This is a genomic window from Nocardiopsis sp. FR4 (assembly GCF_009830945.1).
Classification (GTDB): domain Bacteria; phylum Actinomycetota; class Actinomycetes; order Streptosporangiales; family Streptosporangiaceae; genus Nocardiopsis.
In genome coordinates this window covers 148571-174894 of the sequence record NZ_VWVV01000014.1, presented here as the reverse complement: position 1 = coordinate 174894, position 26324 = coordinate 148571, and the positions used below count along the sequence as shown (strand labels likewise).

Below are 26324 nucleotides of genomic sequence, written 5' to 3'. Positions count from 1 at the left end.
CGGCCGCGGGCCGGGCCGCGGCCGCACGGAGCGGCGGCGGGCCCGAGTGCCTGCCGGCGGAGCCGGACGCCGCCCCGGCCCGCGGGGGTTGTCCGGGCGCCCCGGTGTTCTGGAGGGACCGGAGGCGGGTTCGCGAGGAACGGGCCGACCCGCCGTAGGTGTCACTGCGGTTGCTTCGGCCCGGTTCCCGCGTCCTGGGCGCACCCGGCCCCGGACCGGGGGCGGGAGGGTTCGGCGACGGCGGCTAGTCGACCAGCCGCAGCACGCCGTAGTTGAAGCCCCTGCGGCGGTACACGACGCTCGGAGCGTCCTTGACCTCGTCGTGGAAGAGGTAGAAGTCGTGGCCGACGAGCTCCATCTCCATGAGCGCCTGGTCGATGCTCATCGGCTTGGCCCGGTGGAACTTCTCCCGGACGATGAGGGGGGCCTCCCCCTGGGTGTCCAGCTCGACGAAGTCCTCGGCGAACCGCCCCTCGGCCTCGGTGCCGTCGATCCTCTCCTCGGGCTCGCGCGGCTCGGGGGGAGCCTGCGTCGTGGTGGCGGCGGGCGAGGGCATGTCCCCGGGCAGGTCGGCGGTGGCCGCCGCGACGGAGACGGGAGCGTGGTTGCCGCGGTGGACCTTGCGGCGGTCCGCGGCCTTGCGAAGGCGGGCCTCGATCTTGTCGATAGCCAGGTCGAGGGCGCCGTACCGGTCCGAGGCGGCGGCCTCGCTGCGGATGACCGGACCGTTGGTCCGGATGGTCAGCTCAACCTTCTCACGGACGTCGGCGAGCCTGGGGTTGCGCTCTTCGGACACCTCCACGTCGACGATCATGCCCTTCTTCTCCCACTTGGAGAGCCTTTCGAGCTTGTTGTCAACGTGCTCTCGGAACTTGTCACTCACACCGGTGCGTCGACCCTTGACGATGATGTCCATAGGACCCCCTTCATCGCGTGGCCGTCGTGAAGGCGACGGCCAGGCTGGCTGTCGTCCCTTCCGCCGTCGGGGGGCGAAAGGGGTGTCGCGCGCTAGCCCCCTTCCGCTGGTGCCCCTGTCCTGGAGGGGGCACGGCTCGGTTGGAAAGGCGTATACCCACCAGCAGCGCCCTCATCACGCGTCCCAGGGACACGATTGGGCACAGGCTCCAGGCTGGGAAACGGGCTCTCACCACGTACGGGGCACGGCATCCCGCGGCGTCCGACGACCAGGAGGGGCCACGGCCGCGTGGACCCGGACGGCGCTGGGAGGGGAGCGTCGCCGGGGGTCCGCCGTCGGCGGACCCCCGGACGATGGGATGCCACCCGTCCGGCCGACCTGGTCTTCGTCCCCACATCCGCCTGCTGAGGGGGTCGCCGCTCTTGTACGCGACTACTGCCCTTCTCCCTGTCATGAGGGACATCTGGACCCTCCGCGGGGCAGGTCTTACCTCTAAGGCGCACCGTGATCGGTCGACGAAAAGTCGCCTTACGTGGGCCGTTTCGCCTGCGCCTGGCATCGGCTTGCCGGAGTCGCACCCCGGTGTTCCCGGGGGGCTCAAACTCTCCGACGCAACCACGGACCCGGACGGGTGCCATACCGTGACCGTAACCTGTCCTGGCGAGGATGTCAGGTAGTGATCACCCGCTCAACTCACTGGTAACCATCGCAAACGCCTATGTACGTGGACTTTTCCCCGGTTCACGGGAGTTCGTAAAACCTTCTTGCCCGGTCCCCCTCTCCGGGTCCGGAGCGCTCCCGCGCGCCCCCCGCGCGGCCTCCGCCCTCCTCCAGACGGCCGCCCGTGCCCTCCCGACGGCCTCGGCCACCCCCCGTGCGGCGTTCGGCGAGGACGACGGCGCCCCGGACCCGGAGCCCGCGGGCCCGCAGGGCGCGTACCGCCTCGGCCACCGTGGCCCCCGTGGTGAGGACGTCGTCCACCACGACCACCTCCCCGGCTCCGCTCCCCCGCGCGCTCGGGGGGAGGACATCTCCGGGAGGCGGATCGGCGACGAAGGCACCCGCCCGGTTGGCCAGGCGCGCGGCGCGGCCCAGCCCGGCCTGACGGCGGACCGGCCGCCGGTGGCGCAGCAGCGGCACCACCCGTCCGGCCCGCGGGCCGCCCGCACCCGCCAGACAGGCGCGGGCCAGCCGGGCGACCGGGGCCCGGGGATCGTGCGGCGGGCCGCGGCCGGGGACGGGGACGAGCAGCGTGTCCCGGGCGGCCAGGCCGGAGGCGGTGTAGGCGGCGGCCAGCCGCTCCCCCAGCGGTCCGGCCAGCGCGTCGCAACGGCCCTCCTTGTAGGTGAGCAGCACGCGCCGGTGCCGCCCGGCGTAGGGCCCGGCCGCCCAGACGGGCGGGCAGCCGGGCCTGGGCGCGCACAGGTGGGGGCGGCGGTCCAGGAGTGCCAGGCAGGGGGCGCACAGCGGCCCCGAGGGGGCGGCGCACCCCGCGCAGGGCTGGGGCAGGAGCAGGTCGAGCAGCGCGTCGAACAGGCGTCGCGGCGCTCCGAGGAGGCGGGTGCCGAGGCGGCGGGTCAGGTCGTCCACACCTCCAGCGTCGGGCCGGGGACCGGCCCCCGCCAGGGCCTTCCCCCGCCTGTGGACAACCCGGTGGACGGTCCGGCCGCCGGGCTCTCGGCGCGCTCCCACGGCGGGTTGGGCCGGGACGGCTCGCGGCCTCGGCCGGGGCCGTCCGCGGATCCGGCAGGGACGGTCCCCGGGTTCAGCCGGGGTAGGAGGGCGAGCCGCCCTCCACCACGGTCTCCCAGTTGAACAGGTCGTTGGAGAGCCAGATGTTGCCGTCGTCGGAACCGGCGACCAGCGGCTGGCCCGGGGCTCCCGAGACCGTCACCATGCTCGCGACCGGGGCACCCGCGCTGGTGGACGGCGTCCCGCCGTCCAGGGAGACCAGGAACGCCTGGCTCGTGCCGCCCTCGCGGCTGCCCAGCACGACCAGCTGGTCGGCCGAGCGCCAGGAGACGTCGGTGATCTCCACCAGCTCGCGGGCCAGGGTGATGAACGAGCCCAGGTGGACCCGCCCGTCGGCGTCCTCGACCACGCGGCCCACCCGGAGGGAGCGCTGCCCGTCCACCTCGGTCACCACCGCGGCCCGGGTGCCGTCCCGGGAGATCTGGAACCGCACCAGCGAACCGCCGCCCAGGCCGGTCAGGTTCACCCGCACGACCTCCTCGCCGCCGCGCAGCAGCCACAGCACGGTGGAGTCCGGAACGGCGTCGGCGCCCAGGCCCGGGGTCTCGGGGTCGACCTCCTCCGCCTCCTCACGGGCCTCCTCGTCCTCGGCGTCCTCCTCGGAGTCCGGCTCCTCGATCTCCTCGACCACCCACAGGTTGCCGTTGACGTCCCAGGACAGCTCGGTGAAGGTGCCGTCGGCCAGCACCTCCTCGACCGCGGCGCCGGGGCTGGTCCGGCTGGTGACGACCTCGCCGCCGCCCGCCGTGACCCCGGCGACGCGCTCCTCGTCCAGCGACACCGCGAACCCCTCCAGCGGTACCTCTCCCGAGCCCAGGGGGCCGGGGACGCGCTCGGCGTCACCGAGGGTCTCGGAGTCCCAGTCCGAGGCCGACCACAGCTGGCCCTCGTGCGAGTAGTAGGCCCGGATGTCGGCCCTGGTGGCCCCGGGGTTCACCTCGTACCAGTAGTGGCTGCCCGGGCGCGGCCGGTCGGCCCTCTCCCCCTCGGCGCCGGGGAAGTCCACCTCGGAGCCGTTCACGACCAGGGTGAACTCCTGGATCTCCGGGAGCTGGCGCAGCGTCCAGGCGATCTGCGCGCCCATGCCGAACTCGTCGGGCTCGCCCGCCGCGCTCACCCGGACCACCACCCGGTCGTCGTCCACGTCGAAGCTGGAGCTGGCACCCTGGGGGAAGGAGGAGGACACGGCGGGCTCCAGCCAGTCGCTGGGGCCGCCGACGAGCCTGCGCAGGAGGCGCTTGGCGAGTTCGTCGGTGCTCACCGGCAGGTAGACGGGGTCGGGGACCAGTGCGGTCTCCTCGGGGTTGAAGAAGTACAGGTTGAAGGGCCGGTGGGTGCGCTCCACGTCGAGCTGGCTGAGGATGAGCTGGTCGGGCAGGCTCTGGATCCGCCACTCCCCCTCCGGGTCGCCCTCCTCGCGGGCCAGGTGGAAGGTCTCGTCGAGCAGGCGCTCGGGGTCGCCGGGAAGGTAGCGCCCGTCCTCGTCGATCGTGGCCACCAGCGAGCTGCGCATCCGCACGGTGGCGGTCAGGCCGTCGGCGCTGGTCTCGGTGTCCATGTCGATCGTGTCCAGGTCGGGGAAGACCTTGACCGTGCCGTCCGGCGACCACGCCTGGCCGGTCTCGGGCAGCATGTACTCGCGGGCCGCCTCGTAGTCCTCCTCGAAGCTGCCCATGTCCTTGAGCAGGCCGTTGACCAGCCCCTCCGGTCCCACTCCGATCTGGGGTCCGGCGGGAAGCCGCCGGACGTAACCGCCGTAGGGGTCGTTTCCGGAGTCGTTGCCGTCACCCGGGACCACGGGGCCCGCGGTGGGCACGGTGGCGCAGGCGGCCATGGTCACGGCCGCCACGGCCGCGGCCAGGCAGGCGCGCGCGGCCCGGCCGAACCGGCGGGGTCCTCTCATGACAGTTTCTCCTCGCCCTCGCGGTGGTCGGCGGCGCCGTCGCGGTCAGCGCTCCCGCGCCGGCCTCCGCCCTCGCCGTCCTGTTCGCCCCGGGCGGGGACCTTCTCGGGGCGGGCCGGAGCGCCGTTGCCGCCCTCCCCCGGGAACGGGGCGAACCCGCGTCCCAGGGCGATCTCCGGCGGCACCAGCGGCAGGGGGGACCCGCGCAGTTCGGCGCCGGAGCGGCGCGGCAGGGACAGCCGGAACTGCGAGCCCTGGCCGGGCATGCCCCAGGCCTGGAGCCAGCCGCCGTGCAGCGTGGCGTCCTCCTTGGCGATGGACAGTCCCAGACCGGTGCCGCCGGTGGTGCGCACGCGGGCCGGGTCGGCCCGCCAGAAGCGGTCGAAGCACAGGTGCTCCTCCCCCTCCTTGAGCCCCACGCCGTAGTCGCGCACGGCCACGGCCACCGCGTCGCGGTCGCAGGCGGCGGTGACCACCACGTCGCGGCCCTCGCTGTGCTCGATGGCGTTGACCACCAGGTTGCGCAGGATGCGGTTGATCCGGCGGGAGTCGTACTCGGCCGTGCAGGGCTCGGTGGGCAGGCGAAGGATGACCTTGATGCCGCGCCGCTCGGCGATCTGCTCGGCGTCGCCGACGGCCTTCATCACCTCGTCGCGGATGTCCAGCGACTCCACGCCCAGGGTGGCGGCCCCGGCGTCGTGGCGGCTGATCTCCAGCAGGTCCGCGAGCAGCTCCTCGAAGCGCTCCACCTGGCTGTGCAGCAGCTCCACGGAGCGGCGCATGGTGGGGTCGAGGTCCTCGCGGTCGTCGAAGAGCACGTCCCCGGCCATCTTGATGGTGGTCAGCGGGGTGCGCAGCTCGTGGGAGACGTCGGAGACGAACTGGCGCTGGAGCTTGGAGAGCTCCTCCAGCTCCTGGATCTTCTCCTGGAGGTTGCCCGCCATGTCGTTGAAGGACAGGGCCAGCCGGGCGAGGTCGTCCTCTCCCTGGACGGTCATGCGCTCGGTGAGGTCGCCCGAGGAGAGCCGTTCGGCGGACTGGGCGGCCGACCGGATCGGACTGACCACCTGGCGGGTGATGACGAAGGCGATCAGGCCCAGCAGGATGACCAGCAGCACGCCCACCAGGGCGACCGTGTTCTGGACCAGGTCGAGGATCTCCTGCTCGTGCTGGAGCGGGAAGATGTAGTACAGCTCGTAGGCGTGCGTGAGCTGCGCGCCGACCACCAGCGCGGGCTCCCGCACGCCGTCCGGCTCGGTCCGGACGCTGGTGTAGGTGTGGTACTGCTGGTCGCTGGCCTCGGACTGGTTGACCTGTTCGACCAGGCGCGGGGGGATGCTCTTGGCGTCGCCGGTGGCCCAGCCGTTCTCGTCCCCCACCGAGGGCAGGATGACCACGCCGTACAGTCCGGTGTCACCGCTGCGGCTGTTGAGCTCGCTGGTGATGTTGTACAGCAGCCGGTCGCGGTCGCCGACCTCGTTCTCCTGGAGTTCGGCGAGCGCGTAGTTGAGTCCGGCGCGGTGGTCGGTGACGGCCGTGGAGATCTTGGCGTCGAGCAGACCGCCGCGGACCTGGGAGATGAGTACGTACCCCAGGCCCACCATCACCACCAGGGACAGCACCAGGGTGGTGGAGATGACCCTGAGGTGGAGCGAGCGGCGCCAGTTGGTGTGGACGCCGCGTACCAGGGCGCGGGCGGCGCGCTGGGCGAACAGGTAGGCACGCGTGAGCCCCGTGCCGCTGTCGCGCCAGCGTCCCCCCGAGGCGGGCGGCCCGGAGGGGGCGCCGGCCCGTTGCCCCGTGGAGGGTGAGCGCTCCTCCTCGGGTGTACCTGCGGTCATGTGCGGCTCGGTGGGATCAGGCGGTACCGGCCTTGTAGCCGACTCCGCGGACGGTGACGACGACCTCGGGGTGCTCCGGGTCCTTCTCGATCTTGGCGCGCAGGCGCTGCACGTGGACGTTGACCAGGCGGGTGTCCGCGGCGTGCCGGTAGCCCCAGACCTGCTCCAGGAGGACCTCGCGGGTGAAGACCTGGCGCGGCTTGCGGGCCAGGGCGACCAGGAGGTCGAACTCCAGCGGGGTCAGGCTGATCTGCTCGCCGTCGCGGCGCACCGCGTGCCCGGCCACGTCGATGGTGATGTCCCCGATCTGCAGGACCTCGGGGGCGGGCTCCTCGGTGCGGCGCAGGCGCACGCGCACGCGCGCCACCAGTTCCTTGGGCTTGAAGGGCTTGACGATGTAGTCGTCGGCGCCGGACTCCAGGCCCAGGACGACGTCGATGGTGTCGCTCTTGGCCGTGAGCATCACGATGGGCACGCCGGACTCGGCGCGGATCTGACGGCACACGTCGATCCCGTCGGCCCCAGGCAGCATCAGGTCGAGGAGGACCAGGTCGGGTTTGGTCTCGCGAAAGGCCTCCAGGGCCTTGTCCCCGTCATGCACGAACGAGGGCTCGAACCCCTCACCCCGCAGCACGATGCCGAGCATCTCGGCCAGGGCGAGGTCGTCGTCGACAACCAGTACACGTCCCTTCATCGGTGTGTCCGGCGCCTGGCGTCACACCCGCCCGCGGGCGGGTACCGCAGCGCCTACTCCTCTCTCTGGAAACACTCAAGCGGCATATACGTTCGGTGTGCCCTTGCTCCCCGACGCAAGGAACTGCTCCGTCCCCCACCTTGCCACCTTCGGGCGGTGTTGGGAGAGTGGTCGGTGTTTTTTCGGCCCGCCTGGGCCGGTTTCGGCCACTGGCGCGTCGGCGCTGCTGAGCTGGTCCGCGCGACCTTCGCGAGTGGGCCTATGAGTAACAGAAAGCATACAAAAGGAATGAAGTGGGTCGGTTCCCGCTGGATAGCCCCGAACCGCGCCAAGCACCGGTGGAACCGACCGGTAGGTTGGTTTCCCGGACGCCGGAAACGGCGCCACTCCGCTTGCGCAGCGTAACCGAACCCCATGGAGGGCGGGGCAGATGACCCAGGAGGACGACCACCGGAACGCTCCAGGGAGCTCCCCGGCGGACCCGGACGGCGGTGCCGCCCCCGGTGCGGCCGGGCCGGAGAGCTGGGCGGCGCCCGGCCAGAGTCCCCCGGACCCCTCCGGTTCCTCCTCCTCCGCCGCGGACTCCGGGCCCGACGGCGGCCGGACCGGCCCCGCCCCGCACGAGCGGCGGGGACTCCCCGACTTCGCCCCTCCCGGCCAGGGGCAGGCACCCCAGGACCGGGAACACGGTCTCCACGGCCGGGGCCAGGCGCCGTACGGTCAGCCCGGCCCGTACCAGCCCGGCCACGGCGGGCAGGTCCCCGCCGGGCAGCAGTACGGGTACGGGCCCCAGGGAGGGTCCCCGTACGGCGGCGCCCCCGGGTCGGGCCCCGCCCCGGCGCAGGCCTCCCCGTGGCAGCAGCCCGGCCAGTACCAGTCCTCCGGCTACGGTCCTCCCCCCGGCGCTCCCCCCGGTCAGGGCCACCACCCCGGCTACGGCCAGCCCGCCGGACCCGGGCAGCCCCCGCACTACGGGTACGGCGCGCCGCGCGCGCCCAAGCCCGGCGTCGTGCCGCTGCGCCCCCTGTCCCTCGGCGACATCCTCAACGGCGCGTTCTCGGTGGTGCGGCACAACCCCAAGACCACCGTGGGGCTCTCGCTGATCGTCATGGCGATCGCCAGCATCCTGAGCTCGGTCGGCTTCAGCGGTTACATGTCCGACTACGGGGTGTTCGTCGACCAGATCGCGGCCGACCCGACGGCGTTCGACCCCGACGACCCCTTCCCCTTCAGCACCTGGTCGATCGTCGCCCTGTACGGCGGAACCCTGCTGAGCCAGGCCGGGATCGTGCTGGCCACCGGTCTGCTCACCACCGTGGTCGGGATGGCCGTCCTGGGCCACAAACTCGGCCCCTCCCAGGCGTGGGCGGCGGTACGGGAGCGCATCTGGCCCATCATCGGCCTGGCGCTCGTGCAACTGCTGATCTTCCTGGGCCTGAGCCTGGTCGCCGGGGCCGTGGTGTTCGGCGGCCTGTTCCTGGGCGTCGTCGTGGCCCTGGGCGCCAACGAGGCGGCGGGAGTCGCCATCGTCATCGTCGCGGGGCTGGTGGGCCTGCTCGGCGGCCTGGCGCTGGCGGCGTGGATCTACATCCGCCTCTACTTCGCGATGCCCGTCATCGTGCTCGAACGCCTGGGCGTGGGCGAGTCCCTGGCCCGGTCCTGGCGGCTGACCCAGGGCAGCTGGTGGCGGATCTTCGGTATCGCCCTGCTCGCGGCCCTCCTCGTCGCCGTCGTCAGCAGCATCCTGAGCCTGCCCTTCAGCATGGCCTCGGTGCTGCCCCTCCTCTTCCCCGAGGAGGTCTGGGCCCACGTGGTGGCGGGAGCCGTCGTCTACGTCGGGAACGTGCTGGTCTACGGTCTCACCACCCCCTTCGCCGTGGGCGTGGCCACCCTGCTCTACGTGGACCTGCGGATGCGCCGCGAGGGCCTGGACCTCAGGCTGCACGAGGCCGCGCGGGCGGGCTACGAGGCGGGCCCGGAGATCTACCTTCCGGAGTCGCGGACGTGAGGACACCTCTGGCCGCCGCTCCCGGGGAGGTGACCCGGGAGGAGGGTCGGCGCCGCGCCGCCGAGGAGCTGAGCGACCCCCTGTACGGGGAGCAGGAGCCCTCCCTGATCGACCGCTTCCTGGCCTGGTTCAGCGAACTCCTCGCGCTCCTGGCCGAGGGCGCGCCGGGGGGCCTCAGCGGCTGGGTGGTCCTGGGCCCGCTGCTGGCGGTCCTCGCCGCGCTGGTCGTCTGGCTGATCGTCTGGCTGCGCCCGTCCCGGGGCCGCGCGGTCGGCGCCCCCGTCCACGAGGGGACGCCGATGTCGGCCGACGACCACCGTGCCGCCGCCGACCGGCACGAGGCCGCGGGTGAGTTCGCCGCCGCCGTCACCGAGAGGCTGCGGGCGATCAGCGTGGACCTGGAGGACCGGGCGGTCATCGCGCCGCGGGCGGGGCGCACCGCCACGGAGCTGGCCGCGGAGGCCGCCGAGGTGCTGCCCGGCGAGGCCGAGGCCCTGGACCGGGGCGCGCGGATCTTCAACGACGTGGCCTACGGGGACCGTCCGGCCACCGCGGACTCCGCAGGGACCCTGCGTGAACTGGACGCGCGGCTGCGGGCCGCGCGGCCCGCCGAGGAGGTGCGGGGATGACCGCCGCCACCGCTCCCGCGCCGCCCCGCGCGCCCGAGCCCGACCGTGCTCCGCCCTCCGGTTCGCCGGCCCTGCGGGTGTGGCGGTCGGTCCGCGTCCCGGCGGCGCTGCTCACCGCGCTCGTCGTGGTGTCGGTCCTGCTGTCGCTGGGCACCGAACGCTTCCCGACCGGCCGCCTGGAGCCGGAGTCGGTCTCCCCCGACGGCACGCGAGCCCTGGTGAACGTGCTGGAACAGGACCGGGACGTGCACGTGGTGCGCGGCTCGGCCGAGGCCGAGGAGGCCCTCGACCGCGCAGGGGACGGCGCCGTGCTGGTGGTCTTCCTGGACTATCGGCTGCTGCCCGGGGAACTGGACTCCCTGGCCGCGAGGGACACCGACACCGTCCTGGTCCAGCCCTCCATCCGGTCGCTGGAGGCCTTCGCACCCGGGGTGGAGGTGACGGGCCGGGAGGAGCCCCGGCTGTTCCTGGACCTGGAGGCGCCCCGGGAGGCCGAGTGCGGCCTGGCGGCCGCCGAGGCCGCGGGCAGCGCCCATATGTCCGGTGAGCTGTACACGGCTCCCCCGGGAACCGACGCCGTGGGCTGCTACCCGGGCGGCGACGGCGACGCCCTGGTCCGGGTGCGCGACGGGGAGGCGACCACCACCGTCCTGGGAACCGGCAGGCCGCTGACCAACACCGCGCTGGACGCCGCGGGCAACGCCGCGCTGGCCCTCAACCTCCTGGCCGCCGACGACGTGGTGTGGTTGCGCCCGGACCCGCCCGCGCAGGAGGCCGGCGCCAGCGTGTGGGAACTGCTGCCGCTGGGCCTGCGCTGGTCGCTGGTGCCGCTGGCGGCGACGCTGGTCCTGCTGGCGGTGTGGCGGGGGCGCCGACTGGGCGCCCTGGTACCCGAGGCGCTGCCCGTGGTGGTGCGCGCCTCGGAGACCACCGAGGGCCGGGCCGGGCTCTACCAGTCGCGCAAGGCCCGGGACCGGGCCGCGGCGGCGCTGCGCGCCGGGTTCCTGGAGCGGACGGCGCCCAGGCTGGGCCTGGCCGCGGACGCCGCTCCCGACGCGGTCGTGACCGCCGTCGCGCAGCGGACCGGGGACGACCCGGCGCACCTGCGGGCCCTGTTCTACCCGGGACGCCCCGACCCCTACGCGGCCGACGACGACGCGCTGGTACGGCTCGCCGACGAACTCGACGAGCGCGTCCGGAGGCTGCGGTGACACCGATCCGCACGAACGAGCGAACGACCACCGAGGTATCGAGAGAGGTAGACGGCACGTGAGCGCCTTCACACCCGAGGCACTGCCATCAGCCGACGAGGCGCGGGCGGCGTTGGTCGCCCTGCGCCGCGAGGTGGCCAAGGCGGTCGTGGGCCAGGACGAGACGGTGACCGCGATGGTCGTGGCACTGCTGTGCCGCGGCCACGTACTGATGGAGGGCGTGCCGGGCGTGGCCAAGACGCTGCTGGTGCGCACCGTGTCCGCGGCGCTGTCCCTGGACCACAAGAGGGTGCAGTTCACCCCCGACCTGATGCCGGGCGACGTGACGGGTTCGCTCGTCTACGACCAGAACACCGCCAAGTTCGAGTTCCTCCGGGGTCCGGTGTTCACCAACCTGCTGCTGGCGGACGAGATCAACCGGACCCCGCCCAAGACCCAGGCCTCGCTGCTGGAGGCCATGGAGGAGCGGCAGGTGACCGTGGAGGGCAAACCGGTGGCGCTGCCGGAGCCCTTCATGGTGGCCGCCACCCAGAACCCGGTGGAGTACGAGGGCACCTACCCGCTGCCCGAGGCGCAGCTGGACCGGTTCCTGCTCAAGGTGACGGTGCCGCTGCCCCCCCGGGAGGCCGAGGTGGACATGCTGGGCCGCCACGCGGCCGGGTTCGACCCGGGCGACCTGGCCGCGGCCGGGGTGACCGCCGTGGCGGGCGCCGCCGAACTGCGGGCCGCCCGGCTGGCCGTGGAGCGGGTGCGGACGGCCCCCGAGGTCCTCGGCTACATCGTGGACCTGTGCCGGGCCACCCGGCAGTCCCCCTCGCTGCAGCTGGGCGCCTCCCCGCGCGGTGCGACGGCGCTGCTGCGCACCAGCCGGGCCTGGGCGTGGCTGTCGGGCCGCGACTACGTCACCCCCGACGACGTGAAGGCGCTGGCCAAGGGCACCCTGCGGCACCGCATCTCGCTGCGGCCCGAGGCCGAGCTGGAGGGGGCGACCACCGACGGAATCCTGGACGGGGTGCTCGCCTCCGTTCCGGTGCCGCGCTGATGGTGGTGACCGGACGGGCGGTGCTGCTGGCGCTGGCGGCGACGGCCGCGGTGGCACTGTCCGGACTTCTCGGAGCGGCGGTGACCGCCATCGCGCTGGGCCTGCTGGCGGTGCTGCTGGTGGCGGACGTGCTGCTGGCGGCCAGCCCCAAGGCGCTGGGCCTGTCCCGGGAGGGCGAGACCTCTCTGCGGCTGGGCGAGTCGGCGACGGTGCGCGTGACCGTCGCCAACCCCACCCGGCGGCCCCTGCGTGCGACGGTGCGCGACGCCTGGCCGCCGAGCTCGCACGCCGCGCCGCGCAGCCAGCGGCTGCGGGTGCCGGCCGGGGAGCGGCGCCGGGTGAGCACCACCCTGACTCCGACCCGGCGCGGCGACGCCCGGGCCGCGGGGGTGACCGTGCGCAGCGTGGGCCCGCTGGGACTGGCGGGCAGGCAGCGGACGCTGCCCGCGCCGTGGACGGTGCGCACGCTGCCTCCGTTCCACAGCAGGCGCCACCTGCCGGGAAAGCTGTCCCGGCTGCGCGAGCTGGAGGGCCAGCACACGGCGATGGTGCGCGGGCAGGGCAGCGAGTTCGACTCGCTGCGCGACTACGTGCCCGGCGACGACGTGCGCTCGATCGACTGGCGGGCCACGGCCCGGGGCGAGGGCGTCGTGGTGCGCACGTGGCGGCCCGAACGGGACCGGCGGGTGCTCATCGTGCTGGACACCGGGCGCACGTCGGCCGGGCGTGTGGGCGACACCCCGCGCCTGGACCACGCGATGGACGCGGCGCTGCTGCTGGCCGCGCTGGCGGGCCGGGCGGGCGACCGGGTGGACTTCATGGCCTACGACCGGCGCCTGCGCGCGCAGGTGCGCGCCTCGGGTCGGGGCAGCCAGGTCGGGCGGATCGTGGAGGCCATGGCGCCGCTGGAGGCGGAGCTGGTGGAGTCCGATCCGGCGGGCCTGGTGAGCACCGTCCTGGGCACGCAGGGGCGGGCCCGGCGGCTGGTGGTGCTGCTGACCGACCTGAACGCGGCGGCCCTGGAGGAGGGGCTGCTGCCCAAGCTGCCCGCGCTGACCTCGCGGCACCTGCTGCTGGTGGCGGCGGTCCGGGACCCCGCGGTGGACCGGATGGCCGCCGAGCGGGGCGGCGCGGACGCGCTGTACCGGGCGGCGGCGGCCGAGCGGACGCTGGGCGAGCGGCGCCGGGTCACCGCCGAGCTGCGCCGCATGGGCGTGGAGGTGGTCGACGCCGACCCCGAGCACATCGCGCCCGCGCTCGCGGACGCCTACATCAGCCTCAAGGCCCAGGGGCGCCTGTAGGGGCCGTGCGGGCCGCCCCGGGCGCGGCCCGCACGGGTTCCTCCCCCGACGGGCCCCGAGGGCGGTGACGTCTGCCGGCGGGTGCCGCGTACGGGGCGGTAGGGGAGCATGACCCCTCCCCGAGTCCCGCGGCAACGCCTTCTCCGGCGCGGCGGTCCTCGAAGCCGCTGTGCGAGCCGGTGAACCAGCGGGGGTGTCAGCGCCCGCAGCCGCGGACCACGCCACGGGGTGTCCCGCCGGAAAGGGGGCGGTCAGGCCACCGGGACGGCCGCGGGGGCGTTCTCGATGTCCCCGGTCTCGCCCTCCTGGTAGGCCTTCTTCCCCACCGTGAACACGTAGGCCAGGAACAGGACCTCCGCCAGGGCGCCGATGCCCAGGGCCACCGGGATCGGCAGGACGCCCGCCGCCGCGTTGCCGGTCACCAGGCCCTCGATCAGGCCGGAGACGAACAGCACCGCCACCAGGCCCAGGGCCACCGCGATGGCGGCGCGGGCCTCCTCCCCCAGGGCCCGCATCCGGGTCCGGTCGCCGGGCGCGATGATCGTCCAGCCGATCTTGAGGCCCACCCCGCCCGCGACGAAGACCGCCGTCAGCTCCAGCATGCCGTGCGGCAGGATCAGCCCGAAGAAGACGCCGCCCTCGCCGTGGGCCAGCATGATCCCGGCCGCGATGCCCACGTTGACCGCGTTGAGCAGCAGGACCACCAGGGTCGGCAGCCCGAGGGCCACCCCGAAGATGATCGCCTGCGCCGAGACCCACGCGTTGTTGGTCCACACCTGGGCGGCGAAGGAGCCCCGGGGGTTCTCCATGTAGTAGTTCGCGAACCCGTAGTCGACGTACTGCGCGACGTGCTCCGGGGAGCCCAGGGAGTGCAGCACGTCGGGGTTGGCGGTGATCCAGGCGGCGGTGGCCCCGGCGACCGCGAGCGTGCCCGCGGAGGTGCCGATCCACCACCACCGCAGCCGGTAGAGCACCGCGGGGAAGACCCTGGTGAAGAACCCGCCGACGTCGCGCCAGGCGCTGGCGTGCGCGCCGGTCACCGCGGAGCGGGCCCGCGCCACCTGCGCGGACAGCCTGCCCACGAGGGCGGGGTCCTGCCCGGAGGAGCGCACCACCGACAGGTGGGTGGACACGCGCTGGTAGAGGTCGACGAGCTCGTCGATCTCCTCCCCGCTCAGCGAACGGCGCCTGCGCACCAGCTCGTCCAGCCGTTCCCACTCCCGGGCGTGCGCCGCGGCGAACACGTCGATATCCACGCATCGGACCCTATCGGTTCGGGCGGTCGCGGGTACCGGCCGCCCGCGGGCCGCCGCACGGTCGGGGCGGTGGCCGAAGCCGGTCCGGCGCGAACGGCCGTTCCCGCCTGCGGGTAGTGTCGGGGGGACGATTTCGGACAGCTCTGAGGGAGCGAGTGCTGGTGTCCCATCCCGGCAACGGCGACGCGCGCGGGGACGTGTACGGCGCGACCCCGCTGGTCACGGGTGACGCGGTCGTCCTCGACCTGCGCCCGGCCGGCTTCGCCACCAGGGCCGCGGCCCTGGCCATCGACATGCTCGTGCAGGTCATCGCCCTCATCGCGCTGGGCGTACTGGGCGTGTGGGTCGCCCGCGGGCTGGACCCCGCGATCACCGCCGCCGTGTCCCTGACGGGCACCGTCCTGGTCCTGATCGGCTACCCGACGGTCTTCGAGACCGTCTCGCGCGGCCGGTCCCTGGGCAAGATGGCGCTGGGTCTGCGCGTGGTGGGCACCGACGGCTCCCCGGAGCGGTTCCGGCAGGCGCTGGGCCGCGCCCTGGCCGCGTTCGTGGAGATCTGGACGCTGTTCGGCGTGGTCGCCCTGATCACCTCGATGGTCAACCGCGACGGGCGCCGCGTGGGCGACTTCGTGGCCGGGACGATGGTCGTGGAGGAGCGCACCGGCGGACGGCGCGAGGAGGTCGTCCCGATGCCGCCGCACCTGGCGGGCTGGGCCTCGGGCCTGGAGCTGTCCCGGCTGTCCCCGGAAACCGCCGCGTCGGCTCGCCAGTACGTGCTCCGGTACGGCGAGCTGGCCGAGCACACCCGCCACGAGATGGGCACCCGGCTGGCCAACGCGGTGGCCGCCCAGGTCAGCCCGCCCCCGCCGCCCGGCACCACCCCGCCCTACTACCTGGCCGCGGTGCTCGCGGAGCGGCGCCGCCGCCACGAGATCGACGCCTGGCGGGCCCAGGGCGGACAGCGGACCGGCGGCCAACAGCCGCGCGGCTACCAGGCGTACGGCGGCCAGGCGTACGGCCGGTCCCAGGGGCAGTGGGGTCAGCCGGGGCGTTAGCCCGGCTGGCCGGCTCAGGGGTGCCAGGAGCGCAGGTAGGCCTCCTGGTCGGCGGTGAGCGCGTCGATGCGCACGCCGAGCGCGGCCAGTTCGAGCCGGGCCACCTCGGTGTCGGTCTCCACGGGCACCTCCACCACGCCCGGTTCCAGGTCGGCCGCGTTGCGGGCCAGCCACGCGGTGGTCAGGGCCTGGACCGCGAAGGACAGGTCCATGACGGCGGCCGGATGGCCCTCCGCGGCGCCGAGGTTGACCAGGCGCCCCTCGGACAGCAGCAGGACGCGGCGCCCGTCGGCGAACACGTACTCGTCGGCCTGCGCGCGCACCCCGCGGTTGACCTCCACGGCCTCGCGCTCCAGGGCGGGGAGGTCGATCTCCAGGTCGAAGTGGCCGGAGTTGGCCAGGATCGCGCCGTCCCTCATCCGGGCCAGGTGCTCGGCGCGGATGACGTCGCGGTTGCCGGTGACGGTGACGAAGACGTCCCCGACCGGGGCGGCCTCGGCCATGGTGGTGACCGTGTAGCCCTGCATGACCGCGTCCAGGGCCTTGACCGGGTCGACCTCGGTGACCACGACCCGGGCACCCATGCCGCGGGCGCGTTCGGCCAGGCCGCGCCCGCAGTAGCCGAACCCGGCGACCACGACGGTGCGCCCGGCGAGCATCGCGTTGGTGGCCCGCAGGATGCCGTCGATGGTGGACTGGCCGGTGCCGTAGCGGTTGTCGAACATGCGCTTGGTGGCGGTGTCGTTGACCGCGACCACGGGCAGGCGCAGCTCTCCCTCGGCGCTCATGCGGCGCAGCCGGATCACCCCGGTGGTGGTCTGCTCGCAGCCGCCGAGCACCCCCGGGAGCAGGTCGGGGCGGACCAGGTGGGCCGTGTTGACCAGGTCGCAGCCGTCGTCGAGCAGCAGGTGCGGGCGCGACTCCAGGACCGTGACGAGGTTGCGGTCGTAGGCTGCCGGGTCCATCCCGGCCCACGCGTGCACCGAGACCCCGTACTCGGCGACCAGGGCCGCGGCCGTGTCGTCCTGGGTGGACAGCGGGTTGGACGCCGCCAGCCACACCTGGGCGCCGCCCGCGCGCAGGACGCGCAGCAGGTTGGCGGTCTCGGCGGTCACGTGCTGGCAGGCGGCCACCCGCAGCCCCTCCAGGGGGCGTTCGGCGGCGAAGCGCTCGCGCACGCTGCGCAGCACCGGCATGGACCGTTCGGCCCAGGCCACCCGGCGGACGCCGGCCTGGGCGAGGCCGATGTCGGCCACCTCGTGCGGGGGAAGTCCCATGTGCTCACCGGATTCGTGCTGGTCGGGCCTGGTGGTGCGGTGGGGCCCGGACAGGCGTGCGCGGGACGGCCGTGCGGCCGTCCCGCGCACGCGCGCCCAGAGCGGTGGGCCGGGGACCCTAGTAGCGGTAGTGGTCGGGCTTGTAGGGGCCCGCCACGTCCACGCCGATGTAGGCGGCCTGCTCCTTGGTGAGCTGGGTCAGCTTGACGCCGAGCGCGTCCAGGTGCAGCCGGGCGACCTTCTCGTCGAGGATCTTGGGCAGCGTGTAGACGTCGGTCGGGTACTCGTCGGGCTTGGTGAACAGCTCGATCTGCGCGATGACCTGGTTGGTGAAGCTGTTGGACATCACGAAGCTGGGGTGGCCGGTGGCGTTGCCCAGGTTGAGCAGACGGCCCTCGGAGAGCACCAGGACCGACTTGCCGTCGGGGAAGGTCCACTCGTGGACCTGCGGCTTGATCTCCTTCTTGACGATGCCCGGCACCCTGGCCAGCCCCGCCATGTCGATCTCGTTGTCGAAGTGGCCGACGTTGCCGACGATCGCCTGGTGCTTCATGCGGGCGATCTGGTCGGCCATGATGACGTTGAAGTTGCCGGTGGTGGTGATGAAGATGTCACCGGTCGCCAGCACGTCCTCCAGGGTGGTGACCTGGTAGCCGTCCATGGCCGCCTGCAGGGCGTTGATCGGGTCGATCTCGGTGACCACGACGCGGGCGCCCTGGCCGCGCAGCGCCTCGGCCGCGCCCTTGCCGACGTCGCCGTAGCCGCAGACCACCGCGACCTTGCCGCCGATGAGGACGTCGGTGGCGCGCATGATGCCGTCGGGCAGCGAGTGGCGGATGCCGTACTTGTTGTCGAACTTGCTCTTGGTGACCGAGTCGTTGACGTTGATCGCGGGGAAGGCCAGGGTGCCCTCGCGGCGCATCTCGTACAGGCGGAGCACACCGGTGGTGGTCTCCTCGGTGACGCCGCGGATGCCCTTGGCGATCTCGGTCCACTTGGTGGCGTCGCGCTCCAGGCTGGCACGGAGCAGGCGCAGGAAGACGCCCATCTCCTCGCTGTCAGCGCTGTCGGGGTCGGGGACCGCCCCGGCCCTCTCGTACTCGGCTCCCTTGTGGACGAGCATGGTGGCGTCGCCGCCGTCGTCCAGGATCATGTTGGGGCCCTCGGCGCCCGGCCAGGTCAGCGCCTGCTCGGTGCACCACCAGTACTCCTCCAGGGTCTCGCCCTTCCAGGCGAACACCGGCACGCCCTTGGGGTCCTCGGGGGTCCCGTCGGGGCCGACGACGACCGCGGCGGCGGCGTGGTCCTGGGTGGAGAAGATGTTGCAGCTGACCCAGCGCACCTCGGCGCCCAGGGCGACCAGGGTCTCGATGAGGACCGCGGTCTGGACGGTCATGTGCAGCGAGCCCATGATGCGGGCGCCCCGGAGCGGCTTGCTGTCCCCGTACTCGGCGCGGGTGGCCATGAGGCCGGGCATCTCGTGCTCGGCGAGCCGGATCTCGTCGCGGCCGAAGGCCGCCAGGGAGAGGTCGGCGACCTTGAAGTCGAAAGCCATGCGTTCCTCACTCGTGATGGTCGTTGCGCCCCCGATTCTAGGCCCGCCGCCACGGCCCGGGAGTGAAACTGACAGTTCAGTGTCAGATTTGCTCTCGTTCGGCGCGGACTTCGGTTAGGGTCGCGTCCATGGCCGCCCTCGACGACGCCCGCACCCCGCCCGACCGGTCCCCGTGGCCGCCCGGACCCGTACCCATCTCGGCGGCGGCCGAACGGGTGGGCACCACGGCGCGGATGCTGCGCTACCGCGAGGGCCTGGGCCTGCTGCCCCGGACCCAGGAGCAGCCCACCGGGCGCGGGCACCGGCACCGCCGCTTCACCGAGGAGGACCTGCGCACGATCGCGCTGGGCCTGGAGCTGGAGCGCGAGTTCGACATCCCGCCCGCGGCGCTGGCCTTCGCGCTGCGGGTCCTGGCCGAACCCGAGGTCCTGGCCCGGGTGCGCGCGCACGGCGAGCGGCTGGGCCGGCTCGCGGCGGCGCCCACGCGCGCACTGGACTTCGAGAAGGAGAAGGCGATGCGGCTGTTGCACGGCCGCCGGGCCTGACATCCCCGTCCCCCGTCGTCCCGGGCACCGAGGATCCGGCCGTCCGGGAGGCGTGGACCGCGGGCCCCGACACCCCGGGTTCACATGCGGACGCGGCCGGTAACGGCCACCGCCCAGGACCCTCCGGCATGTTTTGGGGGTCTCCCCACTGGCTACGGAGTCAGCGTGGATACCCTACGTTGCGGCGCGGACCTGGACCGGATTCCGGTCCTGGTGCGCGAAGACCTCACGGACGCCGACCGGCTGCGGGCGATCTGGGCCCAGCACCGCCAGAGCCAGCCGCGGCAGGCGCGCGGAGCCGCGCGACGCGAGCTGACGCGCCGCCGCGTCCAGGAGCTGGGCGGCGGCCCCGCCCTGGAGGAGCTGGTGGTGTCCACCTCCGTGGACGGCACCTCCGGGCAGCCGGTCACCGCCGAGTTCGTCGCGGAACTGGCCGAACGCACCCGAGCCCTGCCGCCGGGCTGCTCCTCACGGGCGCCCGGACGCCCCCTGGACCCGGAGCAGGCGCTGCGGGTGGCCCGGGCCGCGTCGGTGCCCGCGCACCCCGTGGTGCGCGCCGCGCACACCTACGCGGAGTGCGCGGCGGTGCTGGGCGATCTGGGTTCGGAGGGCGAGCCCCACCGGTGGGCGCTGCCGTGGCTGCTCGCCTCGCTGGTGCTGCGCCGGGCGGACTTCCCGCCGCTGCTGCCCGATCCCGCCTCCCCGCCGCCACGGACCGGACCGGACCCCGACCAGCGCCTGGCCGGGCTCGTGCGGCACTTCGCGCGGCTGGTCACCGGGGCGCTGCTGGACGAGCTCAGCTGGACGCCCGAGCCCGTGCCCGAGCCGCGTTCCCCGGTCTCGCCCCTGGCCGCGGTGACCCGGCGCCGGGTCCTGGACTACGTGCGCTCGCGGCGGGAGTCGATCGCCCTGATCCTGCGGGCGCTGGATCCGCGGGCGCGCACGTCGGTCTTCTCCGGGGGGTCCGACGACGCCGAGCCGGGCACGGCGGCGGCGACCGTGGCCGGGACGCTGCTCACCCCGGGGGCGGCGCACTGGTGGACGGCCCTGGAGCTGGTCGTGGGCGAGGCCTCGCTGTGCCTGTTCGTGGTGGTGCAGGAGGTGGGGAGCCCGCGCACGGGGGTGCTCGCGGTCACCGCCGACGCGCGGATGACCACCCCGGAGGGGGTGCGCGACGCGCTGCGCCTGTCCGGGGCCGACAGCGTGACGGTGATGCCCACGGACTGCGTGGACGACCGCTGGCCGCAGATCCGCGACCTCGTGGACGAGGCCGTCTCGCGCGCCATGAACGAGCTCACCCGGGTCTGAGCCCTCGGCCCCGGGCGGGCCCCGCGCGGAGCGGGGTCCGGTTCAGCTGCTGAGGAAGAGCAGCAACAGCACCAGCAGCAGGATCACGATGGTGATGAGCACCGCCGGGATGATCCAGCTCTGCTGGAGCACGGAGTCCTGCCCCGCGGCGGGCGGTACGGGCTGCCGCGGCACGGCGGGGCGGGCGTAGGTCTGGTTCGGGTTGACCATCGCGTTCTGGGCGTGCGGCGTGCCGTGCGGAGGGGAGGGGTAGGCCGGGACGCCCGGGCGGGGGTTCGACGTACCCGGGTGGCCGGGCAGGCCCGGGCGGGGGTTCGACGTACCCGGGTGGCCGGGCAGGCCCGGGCGGGGGTTCGACGTACCCGGGTGGCCGGGCAGGCCCGGGCGGGGGTTCGACGTACCCGGGTGGCCGGGCAGGCCGGGACGCGGGGTGGACGTGCCCGGCGCCGGGTAGGCGGCGGCGCCCGCCTGGGGACCGGTGTGCGGCTGCTGGGGCCGGAAGGGCACCTGGCCGCCGGTGAGCAGGCCGGTCTGGGCGATCCGCTCGCCCTGGCGGACGGCGTCGTCGGCGGAGGGCGCGGACTCATCGGGCCCCTCGTGGCCGAGCAGGCGCATGAGGAGCGTCTGGGCGTTGGGCCGGTTGTCCGGGTTCTTGTCCAGGCACTGCTCCACGATCGGCCGCAGGGACTCGTCCATGCCGGTCAGGTCCGGCGGGGCGCTGACCACGCGGTGCACGACCGCGGGGACGGTGTCGGAGCCGAAGGGCGCGCGGCCGGTGGAGGCGAAGGCGATGACGCAGCCCCAGGCGAAGATGTCGCACTTGTCGGTGATGCCGCGGCCCTCGATCTGCTCGGGCGCCATGTAGGAGGGCGTTCCGACGATCGAGTTGGTCATGGTCGCGGTGCCGTCGTCGACCCGGGCGATGCCGAAGTCGATGACGCGGGGCCCGTCCGGCCCCAGCAGCACGTTGCCCGGCTTGAAGTCGCGGTGGACGATGCCCGCCCGGTGGATGGCGACCAGGGCGGTGGCGGTGGAGACCGCGAGCCGCTGCAGGGTGGAGCCCCGCTGGGTGCTGCCCTTGGCGATGCTCTCCTGCAGGTCCCGGCCCGGGACGAACTCGCTGACCACGTAGGGCGGGTCGCTGTCGAGCTGGGCGTCGATGATCGCGGCGGTACAGAAGGAGGCGACCTTCTGCGCGGCGCGGACCTCCTTCTCGAACCGCTTGCGCAGGTCGGTGTCGCGCGACCACTGGTCGTTGAGGACCTTGACCGCGAACTCGTCGCCGTTGGCGTCCTCGGCGAGGTAGACGATGCCCTGGCCGCCCTTGCCGAGGCGTCCGGTCACGCGGTACTCACCGAACGCGGAGGGATCGCTCGGCTGTAGCGGTTCGGGACCGGGCATCAGTGTCCTCCAGGGAGGTCGTCGTGAGCGGGGGAAGCGCAGCACCAGGGTACGGGTTGCGGGGAACGCGAGGATGCGCCCCGCCATGGCCGAAAGGGGTGCTCACGCCCTGACACACACGTTATGACTGCTGGAGGGCCCGCGGCGTTCCCTTCCGGATCAACCGATTTTTCGCGCCTCGTCGACCAGCAGGACCGGAATGCCGTCCCGGATGGGGTAGGCCAGGCCGCTCTCGTCGCAGACCAGCTCGTCGGTCTCGGGGTCGTGGCGCAGCGGCGCCTGGCTCTGCGGGCAGGCCAGGATCTCCAGCAGCCAGCCGTCGATCTTCGTGCTCATGTTCTCGTTCCTCGTGTGGTGGGTGGGGGAGGGTCCGCCGCGCGGCCCCTCCCCACCATGATGCCCGCTCAGGCGCGGACGATGGCCAGCACCTCGTCGCGCAGGGCGGCCATGCCCGCCTCGTCGGGCGCCTCGACGTTGAGCCGCAGCAGCGGCTCGGTGTTGGAGGCGCGCACGTTGAACCAGGAACCGTCCGGGAGGGAGACCGTCAGGCCGTCGAGCTCGTCGACGGTGACCCCGTCCCGGTCGGCGAAGGCCGCGCGCACCGCCGCCATGCGATCGGAGGCGTCGGCGACCTTGGAGTTGACCTCGCCGGACCCGCTGTAGCGCGAGTACTCCTCGGCGATCCGCGAGAGCGGGCGGTCGTCGGTGCCCAGCACCCGCAGCACGTGCATGGCCGCGAGCATGCCGGTGTCTGCGCGCCAGAAGTCGCGGAAGTAGTAGTGGGCGGAGTGCTCACCGCCGAAGATCGCGCCGGTCTCGGCCATGGTGGCCTTGATGAAGGAGTGGCCGACGCGGGTGCGCACGGGCTTGCCGCCCCTCTCGCGCACGATCTCGGGGACGGCGTTGGAGGTGATGAGGTTGTGGATGATGGTGGCGCCGGGCTCGTGCTCCAGCTCCTGGGCGGCGACCAGGGCGGTGATGGCCGAGGGCGGGACCGCGTCGCCGTTCTCGTCCACCACGAAGCAGCGGTCGGCGTCGCCGTCGAAGGCCAGGCCGATGTCGGCCCCGCTCTGACGCACCTTCTCCTGCAGGTCCACCAGGTTGTCCGGGTCCAGCGGGTTGGCCGGGTGGTTGGGGAAGGTGCCGTCCAGCTCGAAGTACAGGGGCACGATCTCCAGCGGCAGGCCCTCGCCCAGGACCGCGGGGACGGTATGGCCGCCCATGCCGTTGCCCGCGTCCACGGCCACCTTGAGCGGGCGGATGCCGGACAGGTCGACCAGCTCGCGCAGGTAGGAGGCGTAGCCGGACAGAAGGTCGCGCTCGGTGAAGGACCCGGCGGGCCCGTCGTGGGCGGGAACGCCCTCCCGTCGCCCCCCGCCGCCCCCGACGGAGGCCTTCGGGCCGGCCATACTCTCCTCCGCCAGGCGGCGGATCTCGTCCAGGCCGGTCTCGCCGCTGATCGGCGCGGCTCCGGCGCGGCACATCTTGATGCCGTTGTACTCGGCGGGGTTGTGGCTGGCGGTGAACATCGCGCCGGGCAGGTCCAGGTGGCCCGACCCGTAGTAGAGCATGTCGGTGGAGCCCAGTCCGGCGAACACGACGTCCAGGCCCTGGCTGTTCACGCCCTCGCTGAAGGCGGCGGCCAGTTCGGGTGAGGAGGGGCGCATGTCATGGGCGACCACGACGGCGTCGCCTCCGACCACACGGGCGAAGGCCGCCCCGATGGCCCGCGTGATGTCCGCGTTGAGCGTGTCGGGGATCACGCCGCGCACGTCGTATGCCTTGAAGATGCTTGCGAGGTCAGCCACGTCTTCTCCGGCCAGGTCGGTTCTGCTCCGCGTTCGGTCCCGCGCGGCCGGGCCGCGCGCGGTACAAAACTAGCAAGGCGTCCGCGCGGGAACCCCGCGGCGCCCCAGTGTCCCCCGGCACAGGCTCGGGCGCCCGAAAGGCGGTGTTCGGGTCGGAGCGGACACGGCGGTGTCTCCCGGCCCGGTCTCAGCCCTGGGAGCGGGGCGGCTGTTCTCCGCGGCCGGAGTCGGACCTGACCACGCGCAGGTGCCCTCGGCGCAGCGTCTCGGCGCCCTCGCCGACCTCGCCGGCGGAGGCGTTGTCGCGGGCGGGCGGGCGGGCCGCCTCACGTACGGCGTCCGCGAGGGCCTCCAGGTCGTCGCTGCCGGGACCGCCGCCCGCCGTCTCGACGGGAAGCCGGACGACCTCCCATCCGCGCGGGGCCGTCAACCGGTCGGCGTGCACGGCACAGAGGTCGTAGCAGTGCGGTTCCACGTAGGCGGCGAGCGGGCCGAGGACGGCCGTCGAGTCTGCGTAGACGTACGTGAGCGTGAAGACGGCAGGCTGCCTGCAGGCGGTACGGGAGCAGCGTCGAACAGGGCTCACAGCGTTCGACTGTATGCCTTTACTGAGGGACACGCCAGCATCGTTCCATGAGCTGGTCCGTTTCCGTCTCTTCGGCGCCTCCCCGCGTGCCGCTCCGGGGCGGCACGGGGACCCCTCCGGAGCTTTCGGGGCCGCCGGGGCTACGCGCGGGGCGCGTGATGGCTTAGTCTCGAAGTGTGCGACGAGTGCGCCTTTCCAGTGGCCAACCAGACCGAGTGCGGCGCCGGGACCGCCGAGGCCGAGGCATCCGCGGTCCTCTCGTGCCGTCTGACCTGCCGGTTTTCCGCAGCCGAGCGCAGGCCTTCGACGACCTTGTGCTGGACGCCGTCGAACGCCTCGAACGCCTGTGGGCGCGCGAACTGGCCAATGTCGACTTCCTCGTGGAGGACGTCCCCCCGGTCCCGCCCCGCGGGCCGCTGACCGAGGCGATACCGTTCTCCCGCCTGGAGACCGATTCCTCGGGCCGGGCCCGCATCGTGGTGTACCGGCGTCCGGTGGAGATCCGGACCAAGGACCCCGAGGAGATGGCCCTCCTCGTCCACGAGACGGTCGTCGAGGAGGTCGCCAACCTGCTCGGCGTGGAACCGGAGTCGGTCGACCCGGAGGGCTGACCGGCCGCCGGGGCCGACGGTCACGGAACCACGCCCGCCATGCTGTCGCGTACGACGGGGAGTGCGATCCGCACCGGGGCGGGCGCCAGCGGCAGCACGCTCAGAGCGTCGCCGTCACGCAGGACCCGGGCGGCGTGCACGGGCGCGGAACCCTCCAGGAGCTCCAGGCGGACCGTGTAGCCGCCCCGGGCGTCGGTCTCCGAGGGCGCCCGCCAGTCCTCGTCCCCGGTCCCGAACACCGCGGTGGTCCCGGCCGGGACCTCCACCCGCACGGCGTCCCCCTGGGTGCCGTCGGCTCCGATCGGGGTGGCCATCAGCACGGCGTTCCCGGCGACGGCGCCCAGGAGCAGTTCCGTGTCGGCGCCCTCGGGCACGTCGGGCAGGACCGCGGTGGTCTCCAGCGGGAAGTCGAGCGCGGGCACCGCGGACGTGTAGGCGGTCTCCACCACCTTCGCCTCGTCGTCGGTGGCCTCCGCGGCCAACCCCGCGACCACGGGCGCGTCCGCCTCCACCACGACGGTGCCCGGCTCCCCGCCCAGGGCGCTCTCCAGGGTGACCCAGGCCGAGGCCGCGGGGGGCACGGTGACGACCATCGGGTCCTCGGCGGTACCGGCGCCCTGCCCGTCCTCCGGTTCCTCCGGCTCGGCGCCCTCCTCCGGGGCGGAGGTGACGGTGTGCACGCGCACCTCGACGGCTTCCTCGCCGGGAGCGGCCAGGAGCAGCCTCCGCCGTCCGTCGCCCCCGGGTACCCCGGGAACGACGTGCTCCCGGGCGGGCGCGGCCGTGGGGGGCACCCAGTCGGTGTGGCCCCTGGCGTGCTCGGCGAGCAGGGAGGCGGCGACCCGCCCGGTGCTGGTGCGCACGTGCACCCCGACGGCGCTGGTGCTCCGGACCAGCTCGGTCAGGTCCAGCCCGGTCGTCTCCCCCGGGGCCAGCGCGATGCCCCGGCTCTCGGTCGAGTAGGCGGGACCGCCCTCGGTGTAGACGTCCACGCTCACGGTGGCCCGGGACTCCTCGGGGTTGGCCAGGCGGGCGGTGAGCGAGTCCAGCCGCATTCCCTCGGTGTCGTCCCCGCCGGGCAGGGCGAACCAGGTGCCGATGGAGGGCTCCACGCAGCGCACCTCGGTGGCGGATCCCTCGGACAGGGTGGTCTGGGCGGAGTCCAGCCCCGAGGCCAGGGAGCCCTCGGCGCGCAGGACGGCGGGGGTCTCGGCCTCGCTGGTGTCGGCGCTCCACACGCGTCCGGGTTCGGTGAGCTCCGCGCCGAGGGTCGCGCCCGGGGTGCCGGCGGAACCCCCGCCCTCCCCGCCGCCCGCCGCGTCTCCGGGGGACTCGGCGTCCTCCTCCGTGTCCTCCCCGGCGGGGGCCGCGGGCATCGGCTCGGCCCACAGCTCGCCCTCGTCGTCCCGGCTCACCCGGGGGGCGAACGCGGACACGGAGCTGTTCCCGGTCTCGTGCGGGGCGGGGCACACCCGCACCGCCTGGTCGGGGCGCACGGTGCCGGGCTCGGTCACGCCCAGCTCGGCGGTCACCGGCCCGGTCACCGACGCGATGCCGAACAGTGCGGCCAGGGCCAGCGCGACCAGACCGAACAGCGCGAACCGGTTCTCCACGATCAGCCGCAC

General features: G+C 73.8%; 22 protein-coding genes. 9 read left to right on the top strand and 13 right to left on the bottom strand.

From position 1 onward, the window contains the following. Positions 1–244: 244 nt before the first annotated feature. The 5 genes from hpf to mtrA all read right to left on the bottom strand — a co-directional run bounded on the left by hpf (position 245) and on the right by mtrA (position 7106). Positions 245–916: a ribosome hibernation-promoting factor, HPF/YfiA family gene (gene hpf, locus FYW95_RS15550; RefSeq protein ID WP_159940606.1), complete on the bottom strand. Its 672-nt coding sequence runs from the start codon at positions 914–916 to the stop codon at positions 245–247. A gap of 741 nt (positions 917–1657) precedes the next feature. After that, the gene (locus FYW95_RS15545; protein ID WP_159940893.1) at positions 1658–2497 is read right to left on the bottom strand and encodes a ComF family protein; all 840 of its coding nucleotides are present in this window, start codon (positions 2495–2497) and stop codon (positions 1658–1660) included. A 184-nt stretch (positions 2498–2681) separates the two neighbouring features. Further along, positions 2682–4571, bottom strand: a complete 1890-nt coding sequence (locus FYW95_RS15540) for an LpqB family beta-propeller domain-containing protein (protein WP_159940604.1) — start codon at positions 4569–4571, stop codon at positions 2682–2684. Then, the gene (gene mtrB, locus FYW95_RS15535) at positions 4568–6412 is read right to left on the bottom strand and encodes an MtrAB system histidine kinase MtrB (protein WP_159940602.1); all 1845 of its coding nucleotides are present in this window, start codon (positions 6410–6412) and stop codon (positions 4568–4570) included. The genes FYW95_RS15540 and mtrB overlap by 4 nt, the downstream gene beginning before the upstream one ends. A 16-nt stretch (positions 6413–6428) precedes the next feature. Beyond that, positions 6429–7106 (bottom strand): MtrAB system response regulator MtrA, encoded by a 678-nt coding sequence (gene mtrA / locus FYW95_RS15530; RefSeq protein WP_017570965.1) that lies wholly within the window; start codon positions 7104–7106, stop codon positions 6429–6431. A gap of 430 nt (positions 7107–7536) precedes the next feature. Here mtrA and FYW95_RS15525 point away from each other — a divergent pair, with 430 nt between their 5' ends. From FYW95_RS15525 to FYW95_RS15505, 5 genes are read left to right on the top strand one after another with little or no spacing between them, the layout of a single operon-like run. Next, on the top strand, positions 7537–9114 hold the full coding sequence (locus tag FYW95_RS15525; protein ID WP_159940600.1) for a glycerophosphoryl diester phosphodiesterase membrane domain-containing protein: 1578 nt from the start codon (positions 7537–7539) through the stop codon (positions 9112–9114). Continuing rightward, positions 9111–9743, top strand: coding sequence for a DUF4129 domain-containing protein (locus FYW95_RS15520; protein WP_159940598.1), 633 nt, complete (start codon positions 9111–9113; stop codon positions 9741–9743). The genes FYW95_RS15525 and FYW95_RS15520 overlap by 4 nt, the downstream gene beginning before the upstream one ends. Further along, a complete protein-coding gene (locus FYW95_RS15515) occupies positions 9740–10954 on the top strand; it encodes a DUF4350 domain-containing protein (protein ID WP_159940596.1) in 1215 nt (404 codons plus the stop codon). Before FYW95_RS15520 ends, FYW95_RS15515 begins: the two co-directional genes overlap by 4 nt. Before the next feature lie 58 nt (positions 10955–11012). Then, on the top strand, positions 11013–11996 hold the full coding sequence (locus FYW95_RS15510) for an AAA family ATPase (RefSeq protein WP_159940594.1): 984 nt from the start codon (positions 11013–11015) through the stop codon (positions 11994–11996). Next, on the top strand, positions 11996–13297 hold the full coding sequence (locus FYW95_RS15505; RefSeq protein WP_159940592.1) for a DUF58 domain-containing protein: 1302 nt from the start codon (positions 11996–11998) through the stop codon (positions 13295–13297). Before FYW95_RS15510 ends, FYW95_RS15505 begins: the two co-directional genes overlap by 1 nt. Positions 13298–13548: 251 nt before the next feature. On the opposite strand, the gene FYW95_RS15500 is transcribed toward FYW95_RS15505, so the two are convergent. Then, entirely contained in the window at positions 13549–14553 is a 1005-nt protein-coding gene (locus FYW95_RS15500) for a stage II sporulation protein M (protein WP_159940590.1), read from the bottom strand. A 155-nt stretch (positions 14554–14708) separates the two neighbouring features. Between FYW95_RS15500 and FYW95_RS15495 the strand changes: the two genes are divergently transcribed. After that, on the top strand, positions 14709–15608 hold the full coding sequence (locus FYW95_RS15495) for an RDD family protein (RefSeq protein ID WP_159940588.1): 900 nt from the start codon (positions 14709–14711) through the stop codon (positions 15606–15608). Positions 15609–15622: 14 nt separating this feature from the next. On the opposite strand, the gene ahcY (FYW95_RS15490) is transcribed toward FYW95_RS15495, so the two are convergent. After that, a complete protein-coding gene (gene ahcY, locus FYW95_RS15490) occupies positions 15623–16885 on the bottom strand; it encodes an adenosylhomocysteinase (RefSeq protein ID WP_159940586.1) in 1263 nt (420 codons plus the stop codon). A gap of 118 nt (positions 16886–17003) precedes the next feature. Continuing rightward, positions 17004–18440: an adenosylhomocysteinase gene (gene ahcY, locus FYW95_RS15485; protein ID WP_159940584.1), complete on the bottom strand. Its 1437-nt coding sequence runs from the start codon at positions 18438–18440 to the stop codon at positions 17004–17006. Between the two features lie 128 nt (positions 18441–18568). On the opposite strand from ahcY (FYW95_RS15485), the gene FYW95_RS15480 reads away from it, so the two are divergent. Then, positions 18569–18985: a MerR family transcriptional regulator gene (locus tag FYW95_RS15480; RefSeq protein ID WP_159940582.1), complete on the top strand. Its 417-nt coding sequence runs from the start codon at positions 18569–18571 to the stop codon at positions 18983–18985. Between the two features lie 165 nt (positions 18986–19150). Continuing rightward, positions 19151–20293, top strand: a complete 1143-nt coding sequence (locus tag FYW95_RS15475; protein WP_159940580.1) for a hypothetical protein — start codon at positions 19151–19153, stop codon at positions 20291–20293. A gap of 42 nt (positions 20294–20335) precedes the next feature. Here the strand turns inward: FYW95_RS15475 and FYW95_RS15470 are convergent, their stop codons facing one another. The 4 genes from FYW95_RS15470 to FYW95_RS15455 form a co-directional block, all read right to left on the bottom strand. After that, on the bottom strand, positions 20336–21694 hold the full coding sequence (locus FYW95_RS15470) for a protein kinase domain-containing protein (RefSeq protein WP_160050445.1): 1359 nt from the start codon (positions 21692–21694) through the stop codon (positions 20336–20338). 159 nt (positions 21695–21853) lie between these two features. Continuing rightward, positions 21854–22030, bottom strand: coding sequence for a Trm112 family protein (locus FYW95_RS15465; protein ID WP_013154764.1), 177 nt, complete (start codon positions 22028–22030; stop codon positions 21854–21856). 68 nt (positions 22031–22098) lie between these two features. Further along, entirely contained in the window at positions 22099–23502 is a 1404-nt protein-coding gene (locus FYW95_RS15460; RefSeq protein ID WP_159940576.1) for a phosphomannomutase/phosphoglucomutase, read from the bottom strand. Positions 23503–23689: 187 nt separating this feature from the next. Beyond that, positions 23690–24088, bottom strand: coding sequence for a DUF3499 domain-containing protein (locus tag FYW95_RS15455; protein ID WP_159940574.1), 399 nt, complete (start codon positions 24086–24088; stop codon positions 23690–23692). A 215-nt stretch (positions 24089–24303) separates the two neighbouring features. Here FYW95_RS15455 and FYW95_RS15450 point away from each other — a divergent pair, with 215 nt between their 5' ends. After that, positions 24304–24699: a metallopeptidase family protein gene (locus FYW95_RS15450; RefSeq protein WP_159940572.1), complete on the top strand. Its 396-nt coding sequence runs from the start codon at positions 24304–24306 to the stop codon at positions 24697–24699. Between the two features lie 20 nt (positions 24700–24719). Here FYW95_RS15450 and FYW95_RS15445 read toward each other — a convergent pair whose 3' ends face one another. Further along, on the bottom strand, positions 24720–26324 hold the full coding sequence (locus FYW95_RS15445) for a DUF5719 family protein (RefSeq protein WP_159940570.1): 1605 nt from the start codon (positions 26322–26324) through the stop codon (positions 24720–24722).

What these genes read in the sequence shown, in the direction of transcription:
- mtrA (WP_017570965.1), bottom strand. Translation starts at nt 7,106, where the DNA reads ATGAAGGGACGTGTACTGGTTGTCGACGACGACCTCGCCCTGGCCGAG.
- FYW95_RS15505 (WP_159940592.1), top strand. Translation starts at nt 11,996, where the DNA reads ATGGTGGTGACCGGACGGGCGGTGCTGCTGGCGCTGGCGGCGACGGCC.
- ahcY (WP_159940584.1), bottom strand. Translation starts at nt 18,440, where the DNA reads ATGGCTTTCGACTTCAAGGTCGCCGACCTCTCCCTGGCGGCCTTCGGC.
- FYW95_RS15540 (WP_159940604.1), bottom strand. Translation starts at nt 4,571, where the DNA reads ATGAGAGGACCCCGCCGGTTCGGCCGGGCCGCGCGCGCCTGCCTGGCC.
- mtrB (WP_159940602.1), bottom strand. Translation starts at nt 6,412, where the DNA reads ATGACCGCAGGTACACCCGAGGAGGAGCGCTCACCCTCCACGGGGCAA.
- ahcY (WP_159940586.1), bottom strand. Translation starts at nt 16,885, where the DNA reads ATGGGACTTCCCCCGCACGAGGTGGCCGACATCGGCCTCGCCCAGGCC.
- FYW95_RS15515 (WP_159940596.1), top strand. Translation starts at nt 9,740, where the DNA reads ATGACCGCCGCCACCGCTCCCGCGCCGCCCCGCGCGCCCGAGCCCGAC.
- FYW95_RS15470 (WP_160050445.1), bottom strand. Translation starts at nt 21,694, where the DNA reads ATGCCCGGTCCCGAACCGCTACAGCCGAGCGATCCCTCCGCGTTCGGT.
- FYW95_RS15480 (WP_159940582.1), top strand. Translation starts at nt 18,569, where the DNA reads ATGGCCGCCCTCGACGACGCCCGCACCCCGCCCGACCGGTCCCCGTGG.
- FYW95_RS15525 (WP_159940600.1), top strand. Translation starts at nt 7,537, where the DNA reads ATGACCCAGGAGGACGACCACCGGAACGCTCCAGGGAGCTCCCCGGCG.
- FYW95_RS15465 (WP_013154764.1), bottom strand. Translation starts at nt 22,030, where the DNA reads ATGAGCACGAAGATCGACGGCTGGCTGCTGGAGATCCTGGCCTGCCCG.
- hpf (WP_159940606.1), bottom strand. Translation starts at nt 916, where the DNA reads ATGGACATCATCGTCAAGGGTCGACGCACCGGTGTGAGTGACAAGTTC.